This window comes from Lachnoclostridium sp. Marseille-P6806 (genome assembly GCF_900625025.1).
Taxonomy (GTDB): domain Bacteria; phylum Bacillota; class Clostridia; order Lachnospirales; family Lachnospiraceae; genus CAG-791.
In genome coordinates this window covers 98236-120682 of record NZ_LR130576.1, presented here as the reverse complement: position 1 = coordinate 120682, position 22447 = coordinate 98236, and the positions used below count along the sequence as shown (strand labels likewise).

The following is a 22447-nucleotide window of genomic DNA, read 5'->3' as shown; positions in this document are numbered from 1 at the left end:
TTATCCGGGCCGCCGTAGATGTGATCCGGCTCCGGGAGGAAATCGCTGACCAGATCCGCGCGCTCGGCCGCATGAAGCAGATGGCGGCCTCCTACGGATATGACTCTCCGCACCGGCCGGCAACGCGCAGGAGGCCGTGCAGTGGCTGCATTTTGGCTGCCTAGCCGCGATCTTCGTGCGGACATCCTCAATCCAGTATGAGAATGACGACGTCATGAAGCGAGAAAAGGATGAGAAGTTCCTCGACAAGGAAGGCGGGTACATGCAGGTCGGTCCGGAGCTGGAACGGGTCGGGATATGAAGGGAAACCGATCAAGGTAGAGGTTTATTCGGATGCGATGATAAAACAGTTGTGGTGCGCGGAGTGAAGGAGCAGGCTCTCGGGGCTCTGGATCAGCCGGAATGCCGCGAGGGCGGGATATCCCGCCCCTTGGGTATACAAATCAGAAACAAGCCAGATCATGCCCCGCAGCTTGCTGAGGGGCATTTGACTTTCTGGCGGATATATCTTGACGGAGATGAGATGATAGATTCGTGACGTTCCTGAAGCTTTGACACAGGAGGATGCCGTCTTTGTTTTTGACGAGCCGACGATCGGACTCCATCCGCTGGATGTGCAGGTGCTTCTTTCGGTGTTCACAAAGCTGGCGGACAGCAGGGCGGGCGCATTGTCGCAGGCGGAACACCCGGGAAGATCGCGGAGAATCAGGAAAGCCTGACAGGGAAGTATCTGAAGAATATCATAGAACGCTGAATTACACGCTTGATTCTATAACAGGACATAATACAATAAGTATACTTAAAATCATGACAGAGAGGAGGACCCGCGGATGGAGCTTGCAGAGCTGACGGCCTATGCCGGTGAAAAGTATCAGATTCGGGAACAGCATAAGTGGGCGGATTTCCCCGGCTTTTCCGTTCTCTGCCATCCGAAGACCGGCAAATGGGTCGCGCTGCTGATGCGGCAATGGGATACTGATACCGGGACAGAAATAGAGAGATGCGATCTGAAATGCGGAAGCGACAGTCTTTTTCGTCTGGCGCGTCCGTATCTTTCTGCTCCGATCCGCATGCACGGGAATAAATGGATCAGCATCGCCTTTGAAGATCGCACGGAAAGCGACATCGTGTTTCAGCTGTTTGACAAGGCGATTGCCTCGGGTGATCCGCAGGGCTGGACCATCGTCTTGGATTCCCGTCCGCCGGCCGCGGGAGGGGCGTATCAGGATACGGCGCTGCCGTTTTCGGAGAGCCGCTATCGGCCGGCAAAGGAGAAGCTGCCGGAGCGTCTTTGGGCAATGAAGCGCCTGTATGAATACGGCAGCGAATCTGTCGAGGCAAGGGCGAGAAACTTTTATAAGCAGGCTGTGTTCATGGAGGAATTTGAGGATGAAGCGCCGTGGACAGGTGATTTTGTCTGCTATTTTCCGACTTACCGCGATCTGACCACGCGGCAGCTCAGAGGCTATTTTGCATGGCGCACGCAGATCCGCAGGGGAAATTATGAGCGGATCGCCGCATCAGCGGCCTACATCTATCTCTATGAGCTGCTGAACGGAGTCGGCGCCGACTCTCCGGAGGATGCCCTTAACCGGATGAAAGCGTTTGAGATCGGCTATCTGGATTCCGGCATCGGAGATAAACGGATGCGGCAGAATCTGCGCCGCTGGATGCTGGAGTATGCGGTGCTCAGGGAGCTTCCCGCAGAGGCCGCGCGTCAGGCCGCCGATTCCGGACTGATCGAAAGGGACAGTGCGCTGGCTGTGCTTCGGGAACCCGAACGTTATGGCGATGAAGAAGTATTCTCCGCGCTGTGTCTGTTTGACCGGAAAAGGATAAAGGATTCTCCCGTCATTGCGCTTAATCCGGAACGGGGGAAGCGATTGTTCAGCGAGGTCTGGCGGAACGCGCTTGCCGGCCGCGGCAGGGACAAAGAGCTGTCCGCGCGGCACGGGGATCTGTTTACGCTCTGCTTCGGGGAGCAGAAGACGCGCCGGTGGTATCCGCTCTCCAATGCCGTCTATTATGAGCCGTCAGTACAGGCCGACAGAGATTATGTGCTGGATGACTGCCGCAGCTACCGGTGCAGGAACAGCGTCTGGAATATTACGGCCTATGAAAAACTCTCCTTTGACCGTCTCCGGTTTCAGGGGCTTCTGCACGAGACGGACGCAAGGCTTCGCCGCTATCTGAAAACCGGTCGCTATCTGAAAGAGGATCCGGCGGATGAATGGGCCATACCGTATATCGACGCGGTGATGGAAGCGGACAAAAGGGCCATTCTCGAAGCCGCTCGCCCCAAGCTCCGGCTCGACCTTTCCGGGCTGGAGCAAATTCGGACCGACGCGGCAGAAACGCGGAACAGTCTTCTTACGGAGGAAGAAAGGGAAGAAGAAAAGAGAGAAGAACAGCAGGAAGAAAAGAAAGAAGCGGATGAGATGTCCGGGGCAGCGGCACAGCGGGGGCCGGCGGCCCTTTCGCTGAACCCGGCAGAGATCAGGATTCTCCAAAATCTTCTGCGCGGCAAGGACGTTTCGGATATTTTGTATGCCAGCCGCCTGATGCCGTCTGTCACGGCGGATCTTATTAACGAAGCGCTGTTTGACGAGATCGGCGACACGGTGCTGGTCTGTGAGGGGGACCGGCTGATGCTCGTGGAGGAGTATATCGAGGAACTGGAACAATTGCTTGGAGGCTCCAATCATGGATGAACACAGGAAAGTACCAAGGCGAATCTCGCAGACGGTATTGAATTCGTTAAAAGGCGGCGTGGTGCCCCGCATCGGCCTGCCCTATATCACAGTAGGACGCAAAAACGAGATCGAAGCGCTTTTGCATGATGTGGATATCATATCGGAGGGAGGCGCTTCTTTCCGTTTTCTTGTCGGGAGGTACGGCAGCGGCAAGAGCTTTTTGCTGCAGACCATCCGCAACTATGTGATGGATCGGGGCTTTATCGTCGCGGATGCCGATCTTTCTCCGGAACGTCGCCTGCAGGGCACAAGGGGGCAGGGACTTGCCACCTATCGGGAGCTGATCGCCAATCTCTCTACCAAAACAAAGCCGGAGGGCGGGGCATTGACGCTGGTGCTGGATCGCTGGATCAATGCCGTGCAGTCGGAGGTCATGCAGGAGACGGAGCTTTCGCCTGAGGATCCCGCGCTTGCCTCTGCCACGGATCAAAGGATATACGCCGTGACGGCCTCTGTCAGCGAACTGGTGCACGGGTTTGAATTTGCGAAGCTGCTCTCTTCCTACTACCGGGCTTATGTGGACGGAGACGATGAGACCAAGGCAAAGGTCGTGCGGTGGTTCCGGGGCGAATATACGCTGAAAAGCGAGGCAAAGGAAGCACTCGGCGTCAGCATCATCATTACGGACGATGACTGGTATGATTATATAAAGCTTTTTGCCGCTTTCTTCCGTCTGGCAGGCTACACGGGGATGTTCATCATGATCGACGAGCTGGTGAACATCTACAAAATCCCGAATTCCATTACTCGGCAGTATAACTATGAAAAGCTGCTGACCATGTATAACGATACGCTGCAGGGCAGGGCAAAATATCTCGGGATCCTCATGGGTGCGACACCGCAGGCCATGGAGGATAAAAGGCGGGGGATTTACAGCTATGAAGCGCTGCGGTCCCGCCTTGCGGAGGGTCGCTTCTCGAGACCCGGAACGAGAGATCTGCTGGCGCCGGTGATCCGTCTGGAGCCGCTGACCGCCGAGGAAATGCTGGTGCTCTGTGAGAAGCTGTCGGATATGCACGCCGGTCTTTACGACTACTCCTGCTGTGTTGCCGCGAATGATTTGGTGAGCTTCATCAAGCTCGAGTATGAGCGCATCGGCGCGGATCAGAACATCACGCCGCGTGAGGTCATCCGTGACTTCATCGAGCTGCTGGATCTTCTGTATCAGCACCCGGATATGAGCATTACCGCCCTTTTGGGAGCGGAGGAATTCAGCTACGCGAAATCGGAGGCTGTCTCCGACGAGACAGAGTCCGGCTTTATGGAGTTTACCGTATAAGTCCCGGGCTTTCGGCGATACAGGAGTTTTCGGCATGGGGATTCATATGAACGTATTTGAGCGCTATGCGCCTTTCATACAGGACTATATATACCGTTCCGGCTGGCAGCGCCTCCGCGCCGTGCAGAACGCGGCGGGCGACGCCATCTTCGGCACGGATCAGAATGTATTGCTGACGGCCTCTACCGCCTCCGGGAAAACCGAGGCGGCATTCTTCCCCATCCTTACGCTGCTGAACGAAGAACCGTCAGAAACGGTGGGCGTGCTGTATATCGCTCCCCTCAAAGCGCTCATCAATGACCAGTTCGGGCGCCTGAACGAGCTGTGCGGGGAGGAGGGCATCGCCGTCACCCGCTGGCATGGGGATGCCGCGCAGTCGGAAAAGCGCAGGCTTCTCAAAAAGCCCTCCGGCATCTTACAGATTACGCCGGAGTCGCTGGAATCGCTGCTGCTCAACAAGCATATGGAGATACCGTCTCTCTTTGGTGATCTGCGCTTTATCGTCATCGACGAGATCCATTCCCTGCTGCGGGCGGACCGGGGGCTGCAGACATTCTGCCTGATCGAGCGGCTGTGCAGGCTGGCGGGCTGTGCTCCGCGGCGGATCGGCCTTTCCGCCACCATCGGAAACCCCGAGCTGGCGGGCAGATTTCTTGCCGCCGGCAGCGGCAGGGGCACGGTCATTCCCGAATTTGACGGCGGCAAAGAGGTCTGGCGGCTCAGTATGGAGCATTTTTACAATGCCGCACCGCAGGCCGGCGAGGGAAAAGCGGCTCCTGCCGGCACGCCGCCGATGGAGCAGCCCACCGATACGGCGCCCGCCTCCGCTGATCCGGGGATCGGATATATTTTTGAACACACAAAGGGAAAAAAGTGTCTCGTTTTTACCAATTCGCGGGAGGAGTGCGAAGCCGTCTGCCAGCAGCTCCGCCAATATTGTGAGGTCAATCACGAGCCTGACCGCTTCCTCATTCACCACGGCAATCTTTCCGCGCCCTACCGGGAGAGCGCGGAGGAGGAGATGAAGGACGATGATTCTTTGATGTCCGTCTGCGCCACGGCTACTCTGGAGTTGGGCATCGACGTCGGGCGACTGGAGAGAGCGTTCCAGATCGACGCTCCCTTTACGGTTTCCGGCTTTCTGCAGCGCATGGGCCGCACCGGCCGGCGGAACGGCCCCTCGGAAATGTGGTTCGTCATGCGCGAGGAGCATCAGGAGGCCCGCGCCATGCTGCCGGACAGCATTCCGTGGTATCTGGTTCAGGGCATTGCGCTGGTACAGCTTTATATCGAGGAACGCTTTGTGGAGCCGCCCCGGCCGGGCCGTCTGCCATACAGCCTCCTCTATCACCAGACCATGAGCACACTGGCCTCTCATGGAGAGATGACGCCCGGGGAGCTGGCATCCCGCGTGCTGACGCTGAGCTGCTTTCACCGGATTACGCAGGAGGATTACCGGATACTGCTTAAGCATCTCATCGGAATCGACCATGTCAGCCGCACGGAGAACGGGGGGCTGATCGTCGGCATGGCCGGAGAGCGGATCGTGAACAATTATAAGTTCTATGCCGTCTTTCAGGAGAACATAGAATACATTGTGCGTGCCGGCGCGGAGCAGCTGGGCACCATCGTGAAGCCGCCCCCTGCGGGAGACAAGATTGCGATTGCGGGACGGGTCTGGGTCGTGGAGGATGTGGATCACCAGCGACGCGAGGTGCTCTGCACGCTTGTGAGGGGAAATATCCCCGCCTACTTCGGCGATGTCGCAGGGGATATTCACACACATATTCTGGAGAGAATGTACCGTGTGCTCAGCGAGGACAAGAGCTATCCTTATCTGATGCCGCATGCGGTCTGCCGTCTGGCTGACGCGCGGGAGACATTCCGCAGGTCGCAGATGCCGCAGCGGCCCCTTGTTCACTTAGGGGGCAGGATGTGGGCGCTGTTTCCGTGGATCGGGACCTACGCCTTTCTTGCCATGGAACGCTTCTTAAAGCTGCGCTGCGGAAAACGGCTCGGCCTCAAAGGGCTGCAGGCCTCCCGCCCGTATTACATGCAGTTCACCATGCAGGCGGATGAAGCGGAGTTCTATGAAATCGTCTGCGAAGAAGCAGAAAAGGAATTTGAACCGCTTGCGCTGGTCTATCCGGGGGAGCTGCCCGTTTTTGAGAAATATGACGAATATGTGCCGGCGGAGCTTGTTCGCAAGGGCTTCGCTTACGGCGTGCTCGACGTGGATGCGATGAAGCGGCGGGTACTGAGCTGGGGTCAGTTCGGAGAGAGGCCGGAGGCCGCAGCTGATGTATGAGCTGTGCATCAATGGCACGCTGTTCCGCGGCATGAGGATGAAAATGATCAGATAGCGTGCTGCAGGTTTTAGCCGTTGCCGAAGAATATGCAGACCTTTGTCTCCTGAAAAAAATCCATGTCTTTGATGACGGCATAGTCAAGGGGCTGATTCATCTGGAGGGGACAGAGATTGCAGAATTGTATGTAGATCATTTTTTTCAGAATCAGGGGATCGGCGCGGCGCTGATCGAGTTTGCCAAGAAGAAATATCATTCTGATTTTCTGTGGGCTCTCGAAAAAAACGTCAGGGCCATCCGCTTCTATGAGACGCATGGCTTTTATGTCACCGGGGAAAAGAAGTATGAGAGCGGAACGATAGAACGCCTGCTGCTGATGAGAAGACGGCCCGCGAGGGAAGAATCTGTTTTATCGGGATGAAAAGGTATCGGATCCGATGAGGCTTGTAAGGGAGTTTCGTGTGAAAAATCACGCTGATGCGCTGATTTTTACACAGCTATTTGTGCCGAAGCCCAAATAGCCCCTGATCGCGGCCGTAAAACCGCCTGCGCGGATTTTACGGCGCGTGCCTCGCTGAGGACCGCTTCGGCATGGAGGATTAAAATGCGGCTGCAAAAAACGGAAATGCAACAGCTCGAATCACAAAAGCTCGAATCACGAAAACTCGAATTGCGGAAACTCAACAGACGGGATGCGGCCCCACAATGGGAATACACAACGGCTCTGCCGGCGGATGAAAACGGCCTGACGAACCCGTATCATGGCGTTTCCTTTGGGGAATATATGGAAAAAACGCTCCCGGAGCTGATCTCTCATGAGCATCCGGTCAATATGCCGGATTGGTTTGTTCCCGAAACATATTACTATCTGTGGGATGAAGATCGTCTGATCGGAGAATTTCGGATCCGGCACCGCCTGACGGAAGCGCTCCGCAGCGGTGCAGGGCATATCGGTTACAGCATCCGGAAAGACGCCCGCGGGAAAGGCTACGGGACGGCAGGACTGCGGCTTACGGTACAGCTTGCAAGGGCCATTATTCCGGAAGATGAAATATACCTGCGTGTGAATAAGGACAATATTGCGTCACAGCGGGTCATGTTGAACAACGGGGCCCGTCTGGCGGGGGAAGATGAACATCACTTTTTTATGCGGATCAGGAAATGAGGAAATCAAATCCTGATATGAGGATAAGCAAATGATTCATACAGAGCGGCTTATGATCAGACGGGTTTGTTCGGATGATTGGAAAGCCATACAGACCATATGGGCGGATGAGGCAAAATCCATATACGCACAGTTTGACAAATCAAATGATTTAGAGGATCAGGCGGTAGCCAAAAGGATCACGATGTGGGCCTCTTTCGCCTGCGGAGATGAACACATTTTTCTGGCGGTATGTCTGCACAAAACCGTTATCGGATATATTGCATTGAATCGGATGGAATGTGGTTATGAGATCGGGTACTGCTTTCATTCGGATTATCATGGAAAAGGATATGCGAAAGAGAGCATATCAGGAGCGTTGGCTTATTTGAAAAACAAAGGATCATTAAGGATCACGGCAGGAACGGCATTGAAAAATACACCCTCGGTTCATCTTCTGCATTCGCTTGGGTTTCACCAGACGGGAACGGAAAAGCTGTCGTTCTATAAGGATGCCGACGGAAAGGATATCGTCTTTGACGGAGGAATATATGAATTGCTGTTATAATCCGGCAAATCTGTGCGTTGGTATGGAGGAATGAAATGATCATCAGATCCATTTTGGAAAAGGATGCGGAAAACCTGTATCAGATGATGTGCCGTCTCGATGAAGAGACGAACTATATGCTGTACGAACCCGGTGAACGACAGAAAAGAACGAGGGACCTCAGCCGCCTGAGCGCAAGCATTGCGGAGGCGGTTTCCGGAAGTGATTTCTTAATGGCTGCAGAGAATGAAAACGGAGAAATCGCAGGATATATCCGGGCAGAACGCGGGAGGCTTAACCGTATCAGGCATACGGCGTACATTGTGATCGGCATACGCAGGGCATATCGCAGGCAGGGAATCGGAACCGCCTTTTTTCAGGAGCTGGAGCGCTGGGCAAAAACAAATGATATCATTCGTCTGGAGCTCACGGTAGAATGTGCGAATACCGGGGCGAAGAGTCTGTATGAAAAGCAGGGCTTTCGCGTGGAGGGAGTACGCTCTCAATCCATGAGGGTAGACGGCCGCCTTGTCGACGAATACTATATGGGTAAAATTCTCGGCTGACCGGGCGGAAGAGGCAGATAGAAGAGACAGATAGAAGAGGCGGATAAGAGAAGCGGATAGGAGAAGCGATGCAGGACAGGAGTGCGGAAAACAATGCGCTGCCTCAGATCGGCGAGGACGCAGAGGGGAGGCTTGCCGGGATCCGGGCCTTTGCTCTCGACATGGACGGCACCGTCTATCTGGGAGAGCGCTGGATCGAGGGGGCAAGGGAGTGGCTCCTTGCGGCGGAGAGGAGCGGGAGGAGCTGCTTCTTTCTGACAAACAATTCATCCAAATCGCCGGCAGATTATGTAAACAAGCTGGATCGCATGGGACTTTCCGTCCCGGAGGACAGAATCATCACCTCGGGACAGGCGACGATCTGGTACATCGGGGAGCACTATTCGGGGAAACGGGTGTTCCTCCTTGGAAACGAGCGGCTGCGGGAGGAATTCATACAGGCGGGGATCTCGCTTGACGAGGAGAACCCGGAGCTTGTCGTCACCGGCTTTGATACGACGCTGACCTATGAAAAGCTGCGGAAAGTCTGCGATTTCGTGCGCGCAGGTCTTCCGTACCTTGCGACCCATCCGGATTTCAACTGTCCGACGGAGGACGGCTTTATGCCCGATATCGGTGCGATTCAGGCGTTCATCCGCGCGTCGGCGTTCCGCGATCCCGACCATATCATCGGCAAGCCGAACCGGGATATTTCCGACTATCTGCTTCGCCGTATCGGGGCGGTGCGGCCGGAGCTTGCGGATGTGCACCGCCGCGCGGTAGCCATGGTGGGGGACCGTCTCTATACGGACGTGACGGCGGGCATACGGGGCGGCCTCACCTCCATTCTTGTGCTGAGCGGCGAGGCGCGGGCAGAGGACGCCGCGGCCTCTCCGGAACGGCCGGACCTCATTTATCCGGCGCTGCGGGATATTCCTCTTCCTATTTCGTCCCGGTGATTTTTTGCGCATAGAAAAGCTGCACATATAAGAGTTGCGTACAGAAGAAAAAACAGATCAGGGAGCGATCGGGACATGAGCTATCACTTCGTATTCGGCGCCTCGGGCGCGGGGAAAAGCACATATCTGCATAAGGAGATGATACGCAGGGCGCAGGAGGCTCTGCGGGCTCGTTTTCGTCCCGGGATGGAGAGGAACGGTGCGGAGGCGGGAAATTTCATTTTCATTGTGCCGGAGCAGTTTACGCTCGAGACGCAGAAAGCGCTGGTGAAAGCGCATCCGGCAGGAGGGATCCTGAATGTGGATGTCCTGAGCTTCGGCCGCCTTACGCACCGCATTTTTGAAGAGGCGGGCGCAGAGAAGCGGGCGGTGATCGGAGACATCGGGAAAAGCCTGATTCTCCGCCGCCTTGCAGGGAAGCTCGGCGACGAGCTGCCGGTGCTCGGCGCGAGTCTCGGGCGCGAGGGCTATATCGCCGAGGTAAAATCCGCCGTTTCGGAGTTCATGCAGTACAGAATTTCACCGGACGGTCTCGATGCGCTGATCGCGTATGCAAAGGAACACGGCGCGCTGGAGGCCCGTCTCCGGGATCTTCAGACGATTTACCGCCGTTTTCTGGAATATGAAAGAGAGCGCTTCATCACGTCTGAAGAGACGCTGGATCTTGTGGCGGAGGCGATTCCGTCCTCCCGTCTCGCGGCGGATTCTGTGTTCATTTTTGACGGCTTTACGGGCTTCACCCCCGTGCAGTACCGTGTGATGCTTCAGCTCATGCAGTATGCGCCGGAGGTCTGGATCAGCCTGACGTTTTCTCCCGACGGCGGGCCGCTCCCGGCGCAGGCTGTGCAGTCCGGTACGGCAGGCTCCGGGCAGGAGCTGTTTTATCTTACGCGAAAGACCGTGCGCGATCTCGGCGCTCTTGCGGGGGAACGGGGGCTCATGCACGGAGAGGATGTCTTTCTGGGGAGTGCCGGGGAAGCGGCGGACGGGGCGGAACCGTCCCTGCCTGTCCGCTTTGCCGGGAATCCTGCGCTGGCGCATCTCGAGCGCTCTCTCTTTCGCTATCCGGCGAGGGCGTTTCAGGGAGACGCGGAGCTCGTCGCCCCGGCGTTTCGTCTGTTCGAGGCCTCGACGCCGGAGAATGAGGCGCAGCAGATGTGCATCGCGATGAAGCGGCTTATCGCGGAGCGGGGACTCTGCTACCGCGATTTTGCGGTGGTCTGCGGTGATCTTGCCGCCTATGAGGCGCCTGTCCGGAGGCAGGCGCTGCTGTACGGGATCCCGTGCTATTTTGATACAACAAGAGAGATACGCCATAACCCCCTCATTGAGACGGTGCGGGGTGCGCTGCGGGTCCGGGCGGAAAGCTGGTCCTATGAGGCGGTGTTTCATTATCTGCGGGGCGGCCTCACGGGGCTTACGGCGGATGAAACGGATTTGCTGGAAAATTACTGCCTGAAGCATGGCGTCCGCAGCAGGAAGCGCTGGGAGAGCCGCTTTGAAAATCCGGTCTGCGAGGAGCTCCGGCAGAGAGTCCTGCTCGAGCTTTTGCCGCTGGAGGGAAAGGCGCGCACGGCGGGGGAGCGGACGGAGCAGCTGGAAGAATTTCTGGCGTCGAGGGAGAGCGGCCCCCGGATGGAGGAGCTGTCGGAGCGTTTTGCCGCGGCGGGCGACCCGGTGCGCGCGGCCGAATACCGGCAGATTTTCCCGGCGGTGGAGGACCTCCTTTCCCAGATTCGTGAGCTTCTCGGGGGTGAGATACTTTCTGCAAAGGATTATATGGCGCTGCTGGAAACCGGGTTTGAGGAGATTCGTCTGGGGACGCTGCCGCAGCAGACTGACACGGTTCTTGTCGGCGATCTGGAAAGGACGCGGCTCACGGAGACGAAGGTGCTCTTTGTGCTCGGGGCGAATGACGGGAATATTCCGAAAGGGACTTCCAAGGGCGGCCTGATTTCCGATCTCGACCGTGAATTTCTGCAGGGCTCGGGCGTGGAGCTTTCGCCGACGCCGAGGCAGCAGATGTATATTCAGCGCCTCTATCTCTATCTGAATCTCACGAAGCCGCAGGAGCTGCTGTGCGTATCCTGCTGCGCGGTGTCACAGGATGGAAAAAGCATCCGGCCGTCTTATCTCATGACCGCGCTGCAGAAGCTGTTTCCTATGGCTGCGCCGGGCGGGAAAATCCCGTTCCCGGAGAGCGCGCCGGCGGCGGAGCGTCTGACCGGCTTCCGGGACAGCCGGGTTTTTCTTTCCGCCGAGCTTCGCCGCTTCGCCGAAGGGGCGTACAGCGGTCCGGGAGAGTCCTGGGAAAGGGCGCAGCTGTACACGATATACGGGCTGTGCGCGAGCCGCGGCGCGGGCGAGGTGCAGCGGCTCCGGGACGCGGCGTTCAGGCGTTATCGCCCGAAGCCTCTTTCCCGAAGTGCCGCGGGAAGGCTTTACGGCTCCGAGCTTATGGGAAGTGTGAGCCGGCTGGAACGCTGTGCGGACTGCTACGGCCGGCATTTTCTGCAGTACGGTCTCCGGCTCCGGGAGAGAGAGGAATATGTGTTCCGGCCGACGGATTCCGGCACGGTGCTGCACGACTGTCTGGATCGTTTTGCCGCTGCGCTTGCAGAGAGGAGGCTGAGCTGGCGCGACTTCTCGGCGCAGGATGCGTCGGCGCTTCTTGACGGGATTCTGCGGGAGGAGGCGGAACGCTACGACGGACAGATTCTGCTTTCATCCGCGCGGAACCGCTATCTTCTCATGCGGATGCAGCGGGTACTGGAGCGGACCGTCATGAGCCTGCAGAGGCAGCTTCGGGGCGGACGCTTTGAACCGGCGGCCTTTGAGCTTTCGTTCGGGGAGGGGCGGAGCGGCAGCGCCCGCGGTATGGAGCTTCCGCTCGATGGGGAGAACGGAGAGTCGGGAGAACGCCTGATTCTGCGCGGCCGAATCGACCGGCTCGACATCTGCCTCGACAGGGAGACTTCCTATGTCGGAATCATCGACTACAAATCGGGAAGCCGCGAGCTGAATCCCGCGAAGATCCGGGAGGGGCGGCAGCTCCAGCTTCTTGTCTACATGCTGGCGGCGCTTGCGTGGGAGAAAGAACGGCATCCAGCGCGCCGCGTGATTCCGGCGGCCATGCTCTATTACCGGATGCAGGACCCTCTGATCGGCATTTCCCGCCGGGAGGATGCGGAGACGGCGGAGCATCTGCGAAACCGTGCGCTGCGGCCGACCGGCATGCTGAACGCCGATCCGGGAGTTCTCGACCGGCTGGAGACGAACCGGGAGGCGGGGGCGTCGGAGCTTCTCCCGGTCAGCTATCTGAAAAACGGCGCGGCGCGCACGTCCTCCCGGCTTTTTGATGAGGCGGGCTTCGAGAACCTCGCGGAGGCTGCGCGGGCCGTGATGCGGGAAATGGGACGGAATATTCTGGACGGCGATATCGAGCTGAAGCCGTACCGGAACGGCACGGAGAATGCCTGCACATGGTGTCCCTACCGGGACGCCTGCGGCTTCGATCCGCGCACGCCGGGCTATGAGACGAAGCATTAGACCGCGGCGCGTCAGGAGATGAGGTTCTTGTGCAGGAAGCGTCAGGAAACGAAGCATCAGAAAACGAAGCATTGGGAAGTGAAGCACATAAAGGGGAAATAAGCGTGAAATTTACTCAGGCACAGCAAAAGGTCATTGATGCGCGGGGACGGAACATTCTGGTCTCCGCGGCGGCGGGCAGCGGCAAGACGGCGGTTCTTGTGGAACGCATCATCCGCGAGATCACGGAGGGGGAGACGCCGCTGGATGTCGACCGTCTTCTTGTTGTGACCTTTACCCGCGCGGCGGCGGCGCAGATGCGGGAGAGGATCGCGGCGGCGATTGCGGAGCGGCTCGAAAAAGACCCGGAGAACCGCCATCTGCAGAGACAGGAAACGCTCCTGCATCACGCCCAGATCACGACGATCGACAGCTTCTGTACGTTCCTTTTGCGCAATAATTTCGGAGATATCGGTCTGGATCCCGGCTTCCGGCAGATGGATGAAATGGAGACGGAGCTTCTGCGGAATGATACGCTCGAAGCGCTGCTGGAGGAGATGTACGCGGAGGGAAGCGAGGCCTTTCACCGCTGTGTGGAATATTTCTGTCCGGACATGAGCGACCGGGCATTAGGAGAGAGAATCCTTGCGCTCTGCCGTCAGGCCGAGAGTCACCCGTGGCCCGCAGAATGGCTGCGGGAGCGGGAGAGGGATTATGACTGCAAGGATGCGGAGGAGCTTCTGTGCACGGCATGGACGGAGGATTTTCTTCTGCGCAAGGCGGCGCTCCTCGAGGAGTACGACAGGGAGTACGACGAGCTGATCCGTCTGTCTCTCGCCCCCGGAGGGCCCTATCCCTATGAGGAGTTTCTCCGGGCAGAGAAAGAGCAGCTCTTCGGCGGCGTGCGCCGGGCTCTTGCGGAGCGCGGGCGGCCGGACCTGCAGGGCAGAAAAGGGACACCGGCCGAGGAAAACCAAAGGCTGTGGGAGGCTCTTTCCGCAGCCTGCACGGGAAGCTGGGATCGTATTCCGGCGGTGGGACGAAACAATACGGATGTGGAGCCTGAGCGGAAAGGGGCGGTGCAGGGAGAGCGCGACCGCATCAAAAAGAGCATGCAGGCTTTGGGAAAGCGGTATTTCGGCTCAGATCCCGGACAGATTGCCGCGGAAATGGCGGAGGCGGCGGGCCCCCTCCGGGAGCTTCTCCGTCTTGCGGGGCGCTTTATGGACGCGTTCCATGAGGCAAAGCGGGAGAGGAACGTCATTGATTTTGATGACCTCGAGCACTTTGCGCTGCAGATTCTGACGGTGCGCGACGGGGAGGGCGGGGTTCATCCGAGCCGGGCGGCGCAGGCCTACCAGCAGTATTTTTATGAGATACTGATCGACGAGTATCAGGACAGCAATGATGTGCAGGAGCTGATGCTCCGCATGATTTCGAGGGAGGAGCAGGGACAGAACAACCGCTTCATGGTCGGCGACGTGAAGCAGAGCATCTACAAATTCCGTCTTGCGCGTCCTGAGATTTTTATGGAAAAATATGCCTCGTACCGTCCGGATGATCCGCGGACCGAGCGCATCGACCTCGACCGGAATTTTCGCTCGCGGCTCGCGGTGCTCGACACGGTCAACAGTGTGTTCGAACGGATCATGCGCCCGGAGATCGGCGGAATACGTTATGACGAGTATGCGCTGTTAAGGCACGGGGCCTCGTATTACCCCGGGGAGCCGGAGGACACGGAGGACGGCAGGCCGCAGCCGCACAGCGGGGAAATGTTCGAGACGGAGTTCTGGATTCTGGATCAGAAAACAGATTCCACGGGGAGTGAGAACGGTGAAGAGGGGGAAGAGGATGACGAGGCGGAGAGCGGGGACGTGCTGACCGGCATGAACGCAAAGCGCAGGGAGGCTCTCATGATCGCCCAGCGCATCCGGCGCCTTACGGAAGAGGAGACGGTGACGGACGCGCAGACGGGGGAGCTCCGCCGCGTGCGCTTTAAGGACATTGTGATTCTTCTGCGGTCTGCGGCGAGCTGGGAGGATGAGTTCCGCGAGGTCTTTGAGGCGGAGGGAATCCCCTGCCATATCGTTTCACGCGCCGGATACTTTGCGGCCGATGAGATCCGCACGCTGATCCAGCTCCTCCGCGCGCTGGACAATCTGCGGCAGGATATTCCGCTCTATGGCGTGATGCGGGGCTTCTTTGGCGGCTTTGACGAGGAGGAATGTGCCCTGATCCGCGCAGCATGCCGGGAGGGAGGACTGTCTGACGCGCTGGAATGGTATGCGTCTGCCGGAGAGAGGGCAGGAGAGAAAGCCGCCGCATCCGCGGGAGAGACGGGCGGAAAGAGCGCAGGGGAGACAGATGGAAGAAACGGTTCTCCGGACGGACGGGATCCGGCGCTCTCGGAGAAGTGCAGGCGGTTTCTGATGCAGCTTGGCGCACTGAGGGAGAAGCTCCGCTTCCTCTCGGTGCATGAGCTTCTGGAGGAGCTGATTTCGGGAACGGGCTACGAGGATTATGTGAGAGCGCTCCCGGGAGGCGCGCAGAGGGCGGCGAACCTGAGCCTTTTCATGTCGCTTGCCGCCGATTTTGAGAAGACCTCCTATTCCGGGCTGTTCCATTTTCTGCGCTATCTCGATCAGATGCACCAGCGCGAGGTGGATATGGGCGAGGCGAACATTCTCGATGAGAATGCAGACGTCGTCCGTCTGATGACCGTGCATAAGAGCAAGGGGCTGGAATTTCCGATCTGCTTCCTTGCGGGAACCTCACGGAAAATCAATACCCGGGATGCCTCCGGGGCGCTGCTGTGCGACAGCCGGTGGGGCATCGGCATCGACTGGTGCGACACGAAGCGGCGTATTTCTTCCTCGACGTTCCGCAAGGAGGTGATCGCGGATCATATCGTCACGGACAGCCTCGGAGAGGAGCTGCGCGTCCTGTATGTGGCGCTGACCCGTGCGAAAGAGAAGCTGATCATCACCGGCTCCTGCAAAAATTATGAGACGGAGGAGGCAAGGCGGGAGCTCCGCATCGCGGCGGCGGTGCGGGAGGGGCAGCAGGCCGGAGAGGAGCGGCAGGACAGAGAGGACGGCAGCGGGGATACGCCGCCGCTTCCGGTGTCGCTTCTTCTTTCCGCGAGAAGCTATTATGATTTCCTCCTCTATGCGGCCGAGGCGGCCCGGCAGACCGGCGGGCCGGTTCCGCTGCGGATTGTGCGTATCGACGGGGAGGAGCTTGAGATTGCGGCGGCAGGGGAACAGGACAGGCTGTTCCTCGGACAGCGGGAGCTGGACGCCGCAGAGCGGATGGCTGTCTTGCGGGGCGCAGCAGGACTCCCGGATCCGGAGCTGGCGCGGCGGCTGACGGAGCGCTTCTCCCGCCGGTACGCCCATGAGGAGCTGCACGGGCTTTATACAAAGACCACCGTCACGGAGCTCAAGAGAGCCGCAGGGAAGCGCCTGTGGAGCAATGAGGAGAGTGCGGCAAAAGCGCAGGAGGGCCGGTTCCTGTTTCCGACGGACCGGACGGCCGGAGACGGCGGGGGGGGAGCGGCCAGAGGAACGGTGATTCACCGCGGGATGGAGCGGCTTGATTACCGGGTGTTTGCCGAGCTCGGATCGGTGACAAAAGAGGATTTTCTCCGCTGGAGAGCCTCACTGGAGGCGGACGGGAGCTTTACGCCGGAGGAGGCGGAGCTTCTCACCCCGGAGGTCATTCTGCCGTTTCTTCATTCTCCGCTCTGCGCGCGTATGGCGGCGGCGGAGCGGGCCGGCGTCCTCTGCCGGGAGCAGCCCTTTGTCATGGGACTTCCCGCAAGCCGGATTGATCCGCAGTTTCCGGAACAGGAAACCATGCTGATTCAGGGAATCATCGACGCCTTTTTTGTCGAGGACGGGCGGCTGATTATTGTGGATTACAAGACAGATCATGTGCGCCGGGCGGAGGAGCTGACCGAACGCTATCGGATTCAGCTTGATTATTATGCGGAGGCGCTGTCCGCGATGCTGGAGATGGAGACGGCGCAGAAGCTGATCTGGTCGTTTGCACTGGAGTGCGAGGCGGAGGTTCCGTGACGGCGCGGCAATACCGGGCGGATGCGGAGGGAGGAGAGGAACAGAATATGAACCGTTTTGACTGCTGTTTGTTTGATCTGGACGGAACCTTGACGGAGTCCGCGCCGGGAATCGTCCGGTCCGTGGAGTATGCGCTCTGGAAGCTTGGCGCGGCGATACCGGGCGAAGCGGAGCTCCGGGACTTCGTGGGGCCGCCGCTCAGCGCGAGCTTTGCCCGCTACTGCTGCCTTTCCCCGGAGGAAATCGGGCGGGCGGTGGAATTTTTCCGCGAGCGCTATGCGGTGACCGGAATCTATGAAAATGCGCTCTATCCCGGAGTGAAAGAGCTTCTTATGGCCTGCTGGGAGCGCGGCGTCCGGCTCGCCGTGGCCTCGAGCAAGCCGGAGGAGCATGTACGAACCGTCCTTTCTTATTTTGATATCGCAGCGTATTTCGATGTGATCTGCGGCTCTCCGATTGAGAGGGAGCGTGACGGAAAGGTCCGGTTCAGCGACAAGGAGGAAATCGTACGTCTTGCGCTTCGCAGCCTTGAGGAAAAAACGGGGAGGCCGGAGGTGCTTTCGCGGGCCGCGATGATCGGGGACCGGAGCTTTGACATGCTGGGAGCCGCGGCGAACGGCCTCTTCCCCGTGGGTGTGCTCTATGGTTACGGCTCGCGGGAGGAGCTTGAAGAAGCCGGAGCGGAATACATCGCGGAGGACGCGGAGGCGCTGCGCAGGCTGATTCTGGGGGAGGGGCCGGATGCGGCGGGAACGGAAGCGAGGATCTGAGCAGTGCAGAAATGAAAAAGGGAGCCGCCGTCCGGCGGCCCTGCTGCGTGCGGTTTTCCTCCCTTTTCTTTTGTTCGTGCTGGTGAGCGATGCCGTGCAGCTTCTTCTGACGGAGCTTTCGCAGCGGTTCTCATCCGGCGGCGGATGGGCGGCTCATTTTCCCGCGGAATATCCCGGGGAATGGCAGGCGCTTGTTCTGATGCTTGCGGCGGGAGCCGGGCTTGGCGCCGCGCGGCTTGCGGAAGAGCTTGCCGCGCGCCGCGGCGCCGGGGAGTCGTTTCTGAGGGGATTTCCGGAGGTGTCTCTCCGGCCGCGGAGCCCGTGGCGGATGAGGGAGAAGCTGTTCTCGGCGGCGCTGTGCGTCAGTCTCGGCCTTGCGCTGAATATTCTCCTGATGCAGAGCGGTCCCGTCGAAGCGGGAACAGGGAAAGAAGCGGAGGGGCTGGTATTCCGAACGGTGTGGCCGGTCGCCTTTCTGTGCTACGGTTTGGTCTGTCCTCTGGCAGAGGAGCTGATATTCCGGGGCGTTGTTTATGGGCGGCTCCGCCGCGCGGGCGGCGTTTCCGCGGCGGCGCTGGTATCGGCCGCGCTATTTGGCGTGTGGCACGGGAATTTGCGGCAGGGTCTGTACGGCTTTGCAATGGGACTTGTCCTGTCTCTGCTTTATGAGAGCTCGGAGGAGCTCAGAATACCCGTTTTTCTGCACGGACTCACAAATACGGTGATTTTTACTCTTGGAGGTCTCGGCGTGTTGCAAAGCGCCCCGGAGGGAATTGCAGGCCCCGGAGGCTCCGCCGTTTTTCTTGCCGCGGCCGGAGTGAGCGCTGCGTTCTTGATACGGGAAGGAATGCGCGGGACGGGGAAAGGAATGAAAGATAGACCGTAAGCTCTTATTGCATGAATTTCCGCCGTTTCTGCGTCTCCCGAAGCCCATCTTTTTATTCTTTTTTTATGAAATTCAGTAGTGCTTTCTGAAAGCGGTATGCTATAATCATCTGTACTTGTGTTCAGGTCTGTTTTGCGGGAAATCGGACAGAAGCCGCAAACCGATGAATAAAAAATGATGAAGTGAGGAGAAATAAAATGAGCGTTACGGTTGAGAAGCTGGAAGGCAGCATGGTCAGACTGACTGTCACCGAGCCCGCAGAGGCGTTCGAGAAAGCAGTCGATAAGGTATATGGCAGACAGAGAAACAGCATATCTGTTCCCGGCTTCCGCAAGGGCAAGGCTCCCCGTAAAATGATTGAGAAGATGTACGGCGAAGGCATTTTCTATGAGGATGCGGCGAACGACGTCATCAATTCCACGTATCCGGCCGAGGCGGCGGCGAGCGGCGAGGAGATCACCTCCATGCCGAAGATCGGCGTGACGCAGCTCGGACACGGCAAGGAATTCATCTATACGGCAGAGGTTGCGGTCAAGCCTCCGGTGGAGCTTGGCAGCTACAAGGGCATTGAAGTAAAGAAGCAGAACGTTGAGGTGACCGAGGAAGAGGTCATGGACGAGATCAATAAGGAGCTCGAGAGAAGCGCGAGCTTCGCCGAGGTGACAGACCGCGCCGTAAAGGCCGGCGACGAGGTGAAGCTGGATTTCGAGGGCTTCGTGGACGGCGTCGCGTTTGACGGCGGCAAGGGTGAGGACTATGCGCTGACCATCGGCTCCGGCTCGTTTATCCCCGGCTTTGAGGATCAGCTGATCGGCGCGGAGATCGGCGCCGAAAAAGAAGTGAACGTGACGTTCCCCGAGGAGTATCAGGCAAAAGAGCTGGCCGGCAAGCCGGCGGTTTTCAAATGCACTGTTCATTCGATCCGTGAAAAGGTTCTTCCGGAGCTGAACGACGAGTTTGCGGATGAGAAGTGCGAGAACGGCTCTACCGTCGAGGACTGGAAAGCGGAGCTTCGCACGCAGCTCGAGGCCAGAAAGCTTGAGAACGCGAAGAATGCGAAAGAGAACGAGGCGATCGACCGCATCGCTGCGGATGCGAAGATTGAGATCCCGGCGCCCATGCTGGATACGCAGGTCGATCAGATGATCGAGGAATGGGGTCAGCGCTTCATGCAGCAGGGACTCACGATGGAGCAGTATTTCCAGTATACGGGAACGGACCGAGCCAAGATGGCGGAAACGCTTCGCCCCGAGGCAGAGAAGCGCATCCGGACAAGACTGGTGCTCGAGCAGATCGTGAAGACCGAGGGCATCGAGGCGACGGAGGACGATTACAGCGAAGAGATCCGCAAGATGGCGGAGCAGTACAAGATGGATGCGGACAAGGTCAGAGAGCTGGTGGAAAGCCAGAAAGAGCAGATGCTGAAAGACATTGCCGTGCAGAAAGCGGTTGAGTTTGTTGCAGGCAGCGCAAAAGAGGTCGAGGAAGAGAAAAAGGACTGATTGTCTGTGGCGCTCCGTCTCTGCGGGAGACCGGTTTTGCGCGCGGACGGATACACGGCATCAGCATGGATTACAGTATGATACAGGGCGACTGCGGCGCTGCCAGACAGATATGGCCGCTGCGGCGCCCTTAATGTTCATTCACAGATGAATACATTCACAGATGAATGGAGGGTGACAGATACATGGCGGGATATATTCCTTATGTTGTTGAACAGACCGGGAACGGCGAGCGTTCCTATGATATTTTTTCCAGACTTCTGAAAGAGAGGATCGTGTTCCTCGGTGACGAGGTGAACGATCAGACGGCGGAGCTGGTCGTCGCGCAGCTGCTCTTTCTTGAGGGAGAGGATCCGGAGAAAGACATTCAGTTTTATATCAACAGCCCCGGCGGCTCCATTTCGGCCGGCATGGCGATCTACGACACGATGAATTTCGTCAAGTGCGACGTCTCCACGATCTGTGTCGGCATGGCGGCGAGCATGGGCGCGTTCCTGCTGGCCGGCGGCACGCGGGGCAAACGCTTTGCACTGCCCAATTCCGAAGTTCTGATCCATCAGCCCCTCGGCGGTACGCAGGGGCAGGCCTCGGATATCGCGATTCAGGCGCAGCATATGGCGCGCACCAAGGAGCGGATGAACCGCATCCTTGCCGAGAACACCGGCCGCAGCTATGAGGAGCTGGTCCGCGACACCGACCGCGACAACTGGATGACGGCGGAAGAGGCAAAGGAATACGGTCTGATCGATCAGATTTACACAACGAGAAAAGAAATCACAGGCTGAGGTTGAGTTATGTCAGATCCTACGAAAATGGAACCCGGATCGCTGAGGAGATGCTCCTTTTGCGGAAGAACCGAGAATCAGGTCCGCAAGCTGATCGCAGGTCCGGATGGAATCTTTATCTGCGATGAATGCGTCGGAATCTGCAATGACATTATCGACGAGGAGGAGAGCGCCGCGGGCGCAGAGCTGGAAACCCGCGATCCTGCGGCGGACATCAATCTCCTGAAGCCGGCGGAGATCAAGGGCTTCCTCGATGAATATGTTGTGGGGCAGGAGGAGGCCAAAAAGGTTCTTTCTGTCGCGGTATACAATCATTATAAGAGAATCAAGGCACCGGGAGCCCGGCGCAAGGATGACATTGAGCTGCAGAAGAGCAATATTCTGCTGCTCGGTCCGACCGGATCGGGAAAAACCTATCTGGCGCAGACGCTGGCGCGGATCCTGAATGTGCCGTTTGCCATCGCGGATGCCACGACGCTTACGGAGGCGGGATATGTCGGAGAGGATGTTGAGAACATTCTTCTGAAGCTGATTCAGTCGGCGGATTACGACGTGGCCCGCGCGGAGATCGGTATCGTTTACATCGACGAGATCGACAAGATCGCGAAGAAAGGCGAGAATGTCTCCATCACGCGCGACGTTTCCGGCGAGGGCGTCCAGCAGGCGCTTCTCAAAATCGTGGAGGGCACCGAGGCGTCGGTTCCCCCGCAGGGCGGCCGCAAGCATCCGCATCAGGAGCTGATTCAGATCAATACGGAGAACATCCTGTTCATCTGCGGCGGCGCATTCGACGGGATCGAAAAGATCATCAACGCGCGTCTGGATCACCGTTCCATGGGCTTTCATGCAGACGTTGCGCAGAAAGATGTCAAGGATATCGGCGCCACGCTGAAAGAGGTGATGCCGCAGGATCTCGTGAAGTTCGGACTGATTCCAGAATTTATCGGACGTGTTCCGGTGACGATCTCGCTGGACGGGCTGGATCAGGATGCGTTGGTTCGCATCCTCACAGAGCCGAAAAACGCGCTGGTGAAGCAGTATCAGAAGCTGTTTTCCTTTGACGGCTGCCGTCTGAGCTTCCAGCCGGATGCGATCGCCGCCATTGCGGAGCTCGCCGTGGAACGGCGGACAGGCGCTCGCGGGCTGCGTTCCATCATGGAAAAGGTGATGATGGACGTCATGTATGCGATTCCCTCGGACGAGACGATCGAGGAGTGCATCATCACGAAAGAGGCAGTGGACGGAACGGGCAGACCGCTGATTGTGCACCGAGGCGAGGATGCGCTGCGCCGGCGTCCCGAAGAGCTGATGGCGCAGTGAAGAGAGCAGCGCGGACGGGGCCGGGTACAGAGAAAGAGGGACGG

16 protein-coding genes and 1 pseudogene are annotated in these 22447 nt (G+C 58.4%); all 17 read left to right on the top strand.

Features of this window, described 5'->3' with window-relative positions:
- Positions 1-17 precede the first annotated feature (17 nt).
- Positions 18-172 (top strand): annotated as a pseudogene (locus tag E0E20_RS14560) (pyruvate formate lyase family protein); the annotation flags it as partial.
- Positions 173-551: 379 nt separating this feature from the next.
- A complete protein-coding gene (locus tag E0E20_RS04700; protein ID WP_330508799.1) occupies positions 552-719 on the top strand; it encodes a hypothetical protein in 168 nt (55 codons plus the stop codon).
- A 111-nt stretch (positions 720-830) separates the two neighbouring features.
- Entirely contained in the window at positions 831-2711 is a 1881-nt protein-coding gene (locus E0E20_RS04695; protein ID WP_130837054.1) for a TerB N-terminal domain-containing protein, read from the top strand.
- The gene (locus E0E20_RS04690) at positions 2704-4032 is read left to right on the top strand and encodes an ATP-binding protein (RefSeq protein ID WP_130837053.1); all 1329 of its coding nucleotides are present in this window, start codon (positions 2704-2706) and stop codon (positions 4030-4032) included. The genes E0E20_RS04695 and E0E20_RS04690 overlap by 8 nt, the downstream gene beginning before the upstream one ends.
- Positions 4033-4078: 46 nt before the next feature.
- Entirely contained in the window at positions 4079-6340 is a 2262-nt protein-coding gene (locus E0E20_RS04685) for a DEAD/DEAH box helicase (RefSeq protein ID WP_130837204.1), read from the top strand.
- Positions 6341-6396: 56 nt separating this feature from the next.
- Positions 6397-6759 (top strand): GNAT family N-acetyltransferase, encoded by a 363-nt coding sequence (locus tag E0E20_RS04680; RefSeq protein WP_242622660.1) that lies wholly within the window; start codon positions 6397-6399, stop codon positions 6757-6759.
- Between the two features lie 183 nt (positions 6760-6942).
- Positions 6943-7503, top strand: coding sequence for a GNAT family N-acetyltransferase (locus E0E20_RS04675; RefSeq protein WP_130837052.1), 561 nt, complete (start codon positions 6943-6945; stop codon positions 7501-7503).
- Positions 7504-7555: 52 nt separating this feature from the next.
- The gene (locus E0E20_RS04670; protein ID WP_165443979.1) at positions 7556-8050 is read left to right on the top strand and encodes a GNAT family N-acetyltransferase; all 495 of its coding nucleotides are present in this window, start codon (positions 7556-7558) and stop codon (positions 8048-8050) included.
- Positions 8051-8085: 35 nt separating this feature from the next.
- Entirely contained in the window at positions 8086-8595 is a 510-nt protein-coding gene (locus E0E20_RS04665) for a GNAT family N-acetyltransferase (RefSeq protein ID WP_130837050.1), read from the top strand.
- Positions 8596-8663: 68 nt separating this feature from the next.
- On the top strand, positions 8664-9533 hold the full coding sequence (locus E0E20_RS04660) for an HAD-IIA family hydrolase (protein WP_130837049.1): 870 nt from the start codon (positions 8664-8666) through the stop codon (positions 9531-9533).
- A 75-nt stretch (positions 9534-9608) separates the two neighbouring features.
- A complete protein-coding gene (locus tag E0E20_RS04655) occupies positions 9609-13082 on the top strand; it encodes a PD-(D/E)XK nuclease family protein (protein WP_130837048.1) in 3474 nt (1157 codons plus the stop codon).
- Between the two features lie 104 nt (positions 13083-13186).
- The gene (gene addA, locus E0E20_RS04650) at positions 13187-17140 is read left to right on the top strand and encodes a helicase-exonuclease AddAB subunit AddA (RefSeq protein WP_165443978.1); all 3954 of its coding nucleotides are present in this window, start codon (positions 13187-13189) and stop codon (positions 17138-17140) included.
- Positions 17137-17910: an HAD hydrolase-like protein gene (locus E0E20_RS04645; protein WP_130837046.1), complete on the top strand. Its 774-nt coding sequence runs from the start codon at positions 17137-17139 to the stop codon at positions 17908-17910. The genes addA and E0E20_RS04645 overlap by 4 nt, the downstream gene beginning before the upstream one ends.
- A complete protein-coding gene (locus E0E20_RS04640; protein ID WP_130837045.1) occupies positions 17882-18796 on the top strand; it encodes a CPBP family intramembrane glutamic endopeptidase in 915 nt (304 codons plus the stop codon). Before E0E20_RS04645 ends, E0E20_RS04640 begins: the two co-directional genes overlap by 29 nt.
- Positions 18797-18993: 197 nt before the next feature.
- The gene (gene tig / locus E0E20_RS04635) at positions 18994-20298 is read left to right on the top strand and encodes a trigger factor (protein ID WP_130837044.1); all 1305 of its coding nucleotides are present in this window, start codon (positions 18994-18996) and stop codon (positions 20296-20298) included.
- A gap of 185 nt (positions 20299-20483) precedes the next feature.
- Entirely contained in the window at positions 20484-21083 is a 600-nt protein-coding gene (gene clpP, locus E0E20_RS04630; RefSeq protein ID WP_130837043.1) for an ATP-dependent Clp endopeptidase proteolytic subunit ClpP, read from the top strand.
- 9 nt (positions 21084-21092) lie between these two features.
- Positions 21093-22403 (top strand): ATP-dependent Clp protease ATP-binding subunit ClpX, encoded by a 1311-nt coding sequence (clpX, locus tag E0E20_RS04625; protein ID WP_130837042.1) that lies wholly within the window; start codon positions 21093-21095, stop codon positions 22401-22403.
- The last annotated feature ends 44 nt before the right edge of the window (positions 22404-22447 follow it).

Bases quoted from the DNA above. Each gene is read 5' to 3' on its own strand.
- E0E20_RS04665 (WP_130837050.1), top strand. From the start codon at position 8,086: ATGATCATCAGATCCATTTTGGAAAAGGATGCGGAAAACCTGTATCAG.
- E0E20_RS04660 (WP_130837049.1), top strand. From the start codon at position 8,664: ATGCAGGACAGGAGTGCGGAAAACAATGCGCTGCCTCAGATCGGCGAG.
- tig (WP_130837044.1), top strand. From the start codon at position 18,994: ATGAGCGTTACGGTTGAGAAGCTGGAAGGCAGCATGGTCAGACTGACT.
- E0E20_RS04690 (WP_130837053.1), top strand. From the start codon at position 2,704: ATGGATGAACACAGGAAAGTACCAAGGCGAATCTCGCAGACGGTATTG.
- clpX (WP_130837042.1), top strand. From the start codon at position 21,093: ATGTCAGATCCTACGAAAATGGAACCCGGATCGCTGAGGAGATGCTCC.
- E0E20_RS04695 (WP_130837054.1), top strand. From the start codon at position 831: ATGGAGCTTGCAGAGCTGACGGCCTATGCCGGTGAAAAGTATCAGATT.
- E0E20_RS04640 (WP_130837045.1), top strand. From the start codon at position 17,882: ATGCGGCGGGAACGGAAGCGAGGATCTGAGCAGTGCAGAAATGAAAAA.
- E0E20_RS04670 (WP_165443979.1), top strand. From the start codon at position 7,556: ATGATCAGACGGGTTTGTTCGGATGATTGGAAAGCCATACAGACCATA.
- E0E20_RS04675 (WP_130837052.1), top strand. From the start codon at position 6,943: ATGCGGCTGCAAAAAACGGAAATGCAACAGCTCGAATCACAAAAGCTC.
- clpP (WP_130837043.1), top strand. From the start codon at position 20,484: ATGGCGGGATATATTCCTTATGTTGTTGAACAGACCGGGAACGGCGAG.
- E0E20_RS04655 (WP_130837048.1), top strand. From the start codon at position 9,609: ATGAGCTATCACTTCGTATTCGGCGCCTCGGGCGCGGGGAAAAGCACA.
- E0E20_RS04685 (WP_130837204.1), top strand. From the start codon at position 4,079: ATGAACGTATTTGAGCGCTATGCGCCTTTCATACAGGACTATATATAC.